The following is a 5,507-nucleotide window of genomic DNA, read 5'->3' on the forward strand; positions in this document are numbered from 1 at the left end:
CGATCTGCTGAACCAGCTCGCGCGTGGGGGCGAGCACCAGCCCGAGCGGGCCCGGCTCACCGGCCAGACGCTCGACGAGGGGCAGGAGGTAGGCCGCGGTCTTGCCCGTGCCGGTGGCCGCACAACCGATGACGTCCCGACCGGCGAGCGCCGGCGGGATGGCCTGGGCCTGGATGGGGGTGGGCGAGGCGAAGCGGGCGCGGCGCACCGCACCGAGGGACTCAGCGGAGAGGCCGAGGGATTTGAAGGAAGAGCTCACGGTTGACGGGCTATCACGCCCGGCGACGCGGGGCTATCTGGCCGAGGCCGTGCCCGCTCGCCCGCGAACGGTTCGACGCTCGGCGTCCAGACGCTCCCGCCCCGGCAGGAGCGGGCCCGCTCCGACCAGGGGGAGAACCAGGCGGCGACGAAGACGGGGGCTCATGGCTCGAGCGTAGCCGCCTGGCTCCGGTGTCTTCTAGTCGGCCATGGGCTGGAGGCTGTGGCTCGTGACCCAGGTGGCGATCTGCCGTCCCGACTCCGCGCCCACCACGCCCGAGTTGCGGTAGTGCATGCCGCCGACGATACGGCCGAGGACCACGTCCTCGACCATCTGCTGGAAGCTGCCGAAGCTGCGCTCCTTGCCCTGGGGATTGCGCACGACGAGCGGTGTGGCGAAGGGCTCCGAGCCAAAGAGCTGCGCGTACGTGTTCAGCACGGCGCTCGACTGCTGCGGATGCCCGGCCGGGTACTCCTGGTTCGGGGGCGTGTCGATGAGCGGCATCCAGGAGGGGTCCGCCGCCACGCCCGGGCTGCCCTCGCGGATGGCGGTGATGGGCCGCCAGAAGTTGAAGACCTGCTTGCTGTGGATGTTGATGATGACCGCATCCGCCGCGGCCATGCTGCCCAGGGCGAGGATCCGGGCCGTATCCTCCAGGTCGAGGCCCCTGCGGGTCGCCAGCTCCTGGCCGACATCGATGGCGAGCAGGGGGGCGGTGATGGGCGCCCAGAAGAGGCCGGCGTCGGTCTGGTCCTGCGTGCGCACCGCGCTCGTGCGGGCGCCGAGGAGCTTCACCTCCTGGAGATCGCGCACGAAGAGCTCGCTGGTGAGGGCGGGCGGCGGGGGGCAGCGGAACTCGGCGGCGCTCGGGACGGCCCACGTCCGCACGGCGCTCCACTGGGCCAGGAAGGTATTGGGGTAGAGGCCCTGCTCCGACCAGGGCGGCACCTGCCGCCACACGCCCTGCTCCGGGGTGGGAGCGACATAGGTGGGCGCCTCGTTGGAGCGGTCCCCGGCGCGCAGGTTCCACAGCTGCTCGGCCACCGCCTCGCCGACCTGGATGCCCTCGGTCTTGCGCAGGCTGTCCGGGAGGGACGCCAGCGAGGTGACGTAGCGCTCGGCGAGTTCCGCCTGACGCTCGGGGTAGAGCCGCACGAGGATGGAGTGGGCGGCGGCGATCGCGGCGGCTTCGGGCGAGGCGTTGGGCGAGGCGGCCACCGGCGTGCCATGGGTCTCATAGCGATGGCGGATCGAGTTGATCGCGTCATGCATGGCGACGTGGGTGAGCGCCACCTGCCGGGAGTGGGGAACGAAGCCGCCGACGATGGAGGGGACGAGTCCGCGCGAGATGCCGCTCCATTCCAGGACGGCCCGAGGGGTCTCCTTCGAGGTGTCCACGGGCTCCTCGCGACAACCCGCCAGCACCAGCACCAGTACCGCCCACAGACCCCTGCTTCGCTTCCAGCACCCGCGCATGTTGCAACCACCTCGTTGGGAGAACGGGCACGACTATACGTAATCCAACAAAAACACGTACGGGGCCCCGAGCCGGGAAGGTGTCAAAGGATTCGTAAAGCCGTCCTCTACCCCGGGCACCCGACATCCGAGGTAAGAATCACGTGATTACTTCTCCGGTCATGTCTACAGTGACCGGCGCATGAGCAACGAACGACAGGACGTGGAGGGCCTCGAGGCGGACGAGGCGGGGCTTCCGTTGACCTTCTATGAGGGGCTTCAGGCCGCCTCCGTCGACGAGAAGCTGACCCTGGCGCTCGAGGCCGCGAGCCACCCGCGCTTCGACGAGGAGGATGTCTTCGAGGTGGGCAGCCGCCTGGAGGAGGCGCTCGACGCCGCGGGCCGGTACGCGGAGTTCGAGGGCGTGCTGGACGCGTGGAAGGAGCGAGCCCCGCGCGTGTACGGGGCCGAGCCAGCGGTGCGCACGTGGCGGGTGGAGCTGGCCCTGCGGCTGCCGGGGCGGGACGCGGCGGGCGCGCTCACCACCCTGGCCCGGGACACGGGGGATGCCGAGCTGGTGCTGCGCCTGGCCGAGTGGTGTCTCTACCGCGGACGTCTGGAGGAGGCGTGGGCGGGCCTGCGGGAGGCGTGGCACCAGGTGCGCGAGGACGAGACGCTCGCCGAGTGGACGCGGGTCGACTACGTGTCTCGCGCGGTGCTCACGTGCATGGACGTGGCGCTCCGGGAAGCGCCGGACGTGTCCGGGGAGCGCCTGGGCGAGCGGCTCTCGGCCTTCGCCCGCGCGGTGCCGCACTGGGTGGAGCAGGCCCTGGCCCTGCGCACCGGCCGCGAGTCCTGGAAGCACCCGCCCGGCTCGCTGCTCCAGGTGTCTCCGGCGGTGCTCTTCGACGAGCAGCGCGCGCTGGTGATGGCCCTGGAGCCCGAGCTGCGCATGCGTCAGGGTTGGCCGTGGGGCCGCACGCAGCTCATCTACCCGGAGCTCTACCACCTGCTGCCCGGTCCGCTCGGACAGGGCCTGGGCGTGAGGCGGCCGAAAGAGTTGCTGCTGCCAGACCTCGGGGACCTGTCGCACTGGGCGTCCTCCTTCCCCGAGGATCGGGGCCTGCACCCGCATGTGCACGCCGCCACCGCCCTGGCCCTGCGCCCCTGGGGCGAGTTCCTGTACCGGCTCGGGTTGGTGGACGACCAGGAGCTGACGGAGTGGTGGGAGGGCGCGTGGCAGGCGCTCTCGCCCCTGCCGGAGCAGCTCGTGGTGGGCAATGACCCGGCGCTCGTGGAGGAGCTCCACCGCTACCTGCGCGGAGGATGGCCCCATGGCTGACTCCGACACGCGCGCGCTGGTGCGCCGGGTGCTGGAGCACGCGGCGAAGCTGCCGCCGGAGCTGCGCTCGGACATCCTCGCGCGCGGGGCCGAGGCGGTGGCGCCGCTGGTGGAGCTTCTGCGGGACGAGTCGCTGGCCGACGAGAGGGCGCCGGGTGAGGGGTATGCGCCCGTGCATGCGGTGGAACTGCTCGCGCGGTTGAAGGCCCCCGAGGGGATCGCTCCCATGGTGCGGGCCCTCATGCGCCACGAGCCCGGCGAGGTGCTCTACGACGCGCTCCTCGATGCGTTGGAGGAGTTCGGGACGGCGGTGGTGCCGGCGGGGCTGGAGGCGCTCGTCAGCGCGAGCACTCCGGAGGAGCGGTTCGGGCTGCTCTCGGTGCTGGCCCGCGCCGGGGTGAGGGACGAGCGCATCTTCACCGCGCTCCTCGCGCAACTCCAGGAGGACCCCACGATGGGAGCGATGAACCTCGCGTGCTATGGAGACCCAGGCGCCATCGAGCCCCTGAAGCGGGCCCTCGACGCGTACCCGTTGGCGGAGGACACGGAGGACCTGTTCGCCAACCAGGCCATCATCGAGCTTCAGGGCGCCATCACGGAGCTCGGAGGCGAACTCGACGCGGCCCAGTGGGAGAAGTCCGAGCGGGCCCGGCGCTCCCTCCAGTGGCTCGGCGGCTTGTTCCAGCGGATGCTCGAGGAGCCGCACCCGCCATCCCCACCCACTGCCCCGCGTGAGCGCCGTCCCGGACGCAACGCGCCGTGCTGGTGTGGCAGCGGGGTGAAGTACAAGAAGTGCCATCTGGGCAGCGACCCGCGGTAGCTCCCGCTTGCCGGGCGCCGCGGTCCGGGCGAGGGTGGCCCCGTGTGAGAGGCAGGGACGACGATGAGCGACGAGCAGACGTGGAGCGCGGCGGAGGGGGGCAGCACGCTGGGGATGGGGGGCGCGGAAGGGGGCACCATCGTCCGGGACGAGCAGCACCCGGCGGGGCTGCGCCTCACCCTGGAGGAGGACCCGGCGCGCTCGTTCCACGCGCTGACGTGCTCGGTGGCGGGCTGGCTGGTGCACCGCCGCTACTTCGACGACGAGGCGAAGGCCCAGGCGGCGTGGGACGAGATGAAGCCCGCGCTGGTGGAGCTGTCGACGCAGCTGCCGGCCTCGGGGGCCAAGGGGATGGACGCCGCGACGCGGGCGGCGGGCGCGAAGCTGGGCGCCTTCCTCGCGCGCTTTCCCTGAGGAAACAAAAGGAGACCCAAGGGCGCGAGGGCCCCTGGGCCTCCGGTGCGGCCGGAGCAGGTATGCCGGCTAGTACGTGCCGCCGAGCTGGAGCAGCGCCTGGTAGCGCCCGTCGTCGGCGCCGTTGTCGGGAGCGAACTCCTGGGCGAACGGGATGTTGTAGTCCACGCGGGCGTCCGCGGTGATGAGCTTGCCGAGGTTGTAGCGCAGGCCCACGCCGGCGGGCACGTAGCCGCTGGTGTCATCGACGTAGCCGAACACCGGGCTGGCGCCCTTCACGTTGTAGTTCTGGATGCCGATGCCGCCCAGCACGTAGGGCTGGAGCTTCGTCTTGGTCAGACCCACGGTGACGGCCGCCTGACCACCCTGGCGCATGATGTCCCCGCCGTCCGCCGCGCCGCCCGGCCCGGCCAGGTCGATGTCGTTGAAGGCACCGCTGTAGCCCAGCTCGAGGCCGAGGATCTTCGAGGGCTTGACGCCGATGGTGGCGCCAAAGGCGAAGCCCGGGTTGAGGTCGGACGCGTTCGAGCCGGTGTAGCCCTCGGTGCCGCCACCCAGCAGGACGTAGAGGCCCGTATCGGCGCCCTTGTCCTCGGCGCGGTACATGGAGCGGCCCTCATCCTGGCCGGAGCCGCCGTAGCCCGGCTGCTTCCAATCATCGCCAGCGAGCGCCGCGCCGCCCCACAACGCCGCCACGCATAAACCCATCCGGATGACGGTCTTCATGTGTTGGACTCCTTTCAAAGTGTCCGCTCGCAACCTGGGGATGTGTGGAATGAGACTGCAACCGTGGGTGAACAGGCGGCTCGCTCCCCAGTCCGCTCCGCGAGAGCCAGGCGAGCGGTGTCCTCTCCGTATGCCCACCGTGCTTCATCGCTTCGTGCTCCTGGCCTGCCTGCTGGTGTCGCTCGCGGGTCGGGCCGCCGCTTCGGATCCTTTCGAGGCCTGGCTCCGTCCCGCCCTTCCGGCCGCGGATGGCTTCGAGCCGCTGCCGGGCTCCGAGCGCGCGACGCCCGGGAGCGAGGTGCGCGCGCTGGCGCGTGGGCGGGTGGTGGCGGTGGGGCAGGGGGGCCGCTCCCTCACGCTGGAGCATCTGTTCCACGAGAACCATGAGTTGCGGCGGCTCCGCTCCGAGTACACGGGGCTGGAGGCGGTGACGCGGCGTGTGGGGGAGCTGGTGGAGCGCGGGCAGGAGCTGGGCCGGGTGGGTTCGGGGG

Annotated in this window: 7 protein-coding genes; 4 read left to right on the plus strand and 3 right to left on the minus strand. The window is 71.5% G+C overall.

The window, feature by feature from the left end; all coding sequences use genetic code 11:
* Positions 1 to 259 (minus strand): DEAD/DEAH box helicase (locus tag VF794_RS28850; protein ID WP_331115917.1); only part of this gene is annotated, 259 nt, incomplete at its 3' end.
* A 198-nt stretch (positions 260 to 457) separates the two neighbouring features.
* Positions 458 to 1,735, minus strand: a complete 1,278-nt coding sequence (locus tag VF794_RS28855) for a vanadium-dependent haloperoxidase (protein ID WP_331115919.1) — start codon at positions 1,733 to 1,735, stop codon at positions 458 to 460.
* Between the two features lie 181 nt (positions 1,736 to 1,916).
* Here VF794_RS28855 and VF794_RS28860 point away from each other — a divergent pair, with 181 nt between their 5' ends.
* The 3 genes from VF794_RS28860 (at position 1,917) to VF794_RS28870 (ending at position 4,290) form a co-directional block, all read left to right on the plus strand.
* Entirely contained in the window at positions 1,917 to 3,056 is a 1,140-nt protein-coding gene (locus tag VF794_RS28860) for a hypothetical protein (protein ID WP_331115921.1), read from the plus strand.
* Entirely contained in the window at positions 3,049 to 3,876 is an 828-nt protein-coding gene (locus VF794_RS28865) for an SEC-C domain-containing protein (protein WP_331115923.1), read from the plus strand. The genes VF794_RS28860 and VF794_RS28865 overlap by 8 nt, the downstream gene beginning before the upstream one ends.
* A gap of 63 nt (positions 3,877 to 3,939) precedes the next feature.
* A complete protein-coding gene (locus VF794_RS28870; protein ID WP_331115925.1) occupies positions 3,940 to 4,290 on the plus strand; it encodes a hypothetical protein in 351 nt (116 codons plus the stop codon).
* A 69-nt stretch (positions 4,291 to 4,359) separates the two neighbouring features.
* Here the strand turns inward: VF794_RS28870 and VF794_RS28875 are convergent, their stop codons facing one another.
* Entirely contained in the window at positions 4,360 to 5,016 is a 657-nt protein-coding gene (locus tag VF794_RS28875) for a hypothetical protein (protein WP_331115927.1), read from the minus strand.
* Positions 5,017 to 5,146: 130 nt separating this feature from the next.
* Between VF794_RS28875 and VF794_RS28880 the strand changes: the two genes are divergently transcribed.
* Positions 5,147 to 5,507, plus strand: a 361-nt coding sequence (locus tag VF794_RS28880) for a M23 family metallopeptidase (protein WP_331115929.1), incomplete at its 3' end; no start/stop codon positions are given.

Source organism: Archangium sp., from assembly GCF_036389735.1.
In the GTDB taxonomy this organism is placed as follows: Bacteria; Myxococcota; Myxococcia; order Myxococcales; family Myxococcaceae; genus Archangium.

Bases quoted from the DNA above. Each gene is read 5' to 3' on its own strand.
- VF794_RS28855 (WP_331115919.1), bottom strand. From the start codon at position 1,735: ATGCGCGGGTGCTGGAAGCGAAGCAGGGGTCTGTGGGCGGTACTGGTG.
- VF794_RS28860 (WP_331115921.1), top strand. From the start codon at position 1,917: ATGAGCAACGAACGACAGGACGTGGAGGGCCTCGAGGCGGACGAGGCG.
- VF794_RS28865 (WP_331115923.1), top strand. From the start codon at position 3,049: ATGGCTGACTCCGACACGCGCGCGCTGGTGCGCCGGGTGCTGGAGCAC.
- VF794_RS28870 (WP_331115925.1), top strand. From the start codon at position 3,940: ATGAGCGACGAGCAGACGTGGAGCGCGGCGGAGGGGGGCAGCACGCTG.
- VF794_RS28875 (WP_331115927.1), bottom strand. From the start codon at position 5,016: ATGAAGACCGTCATCCGGATGGGTTTATGCGTGGCGGCGTTGTGGGGC.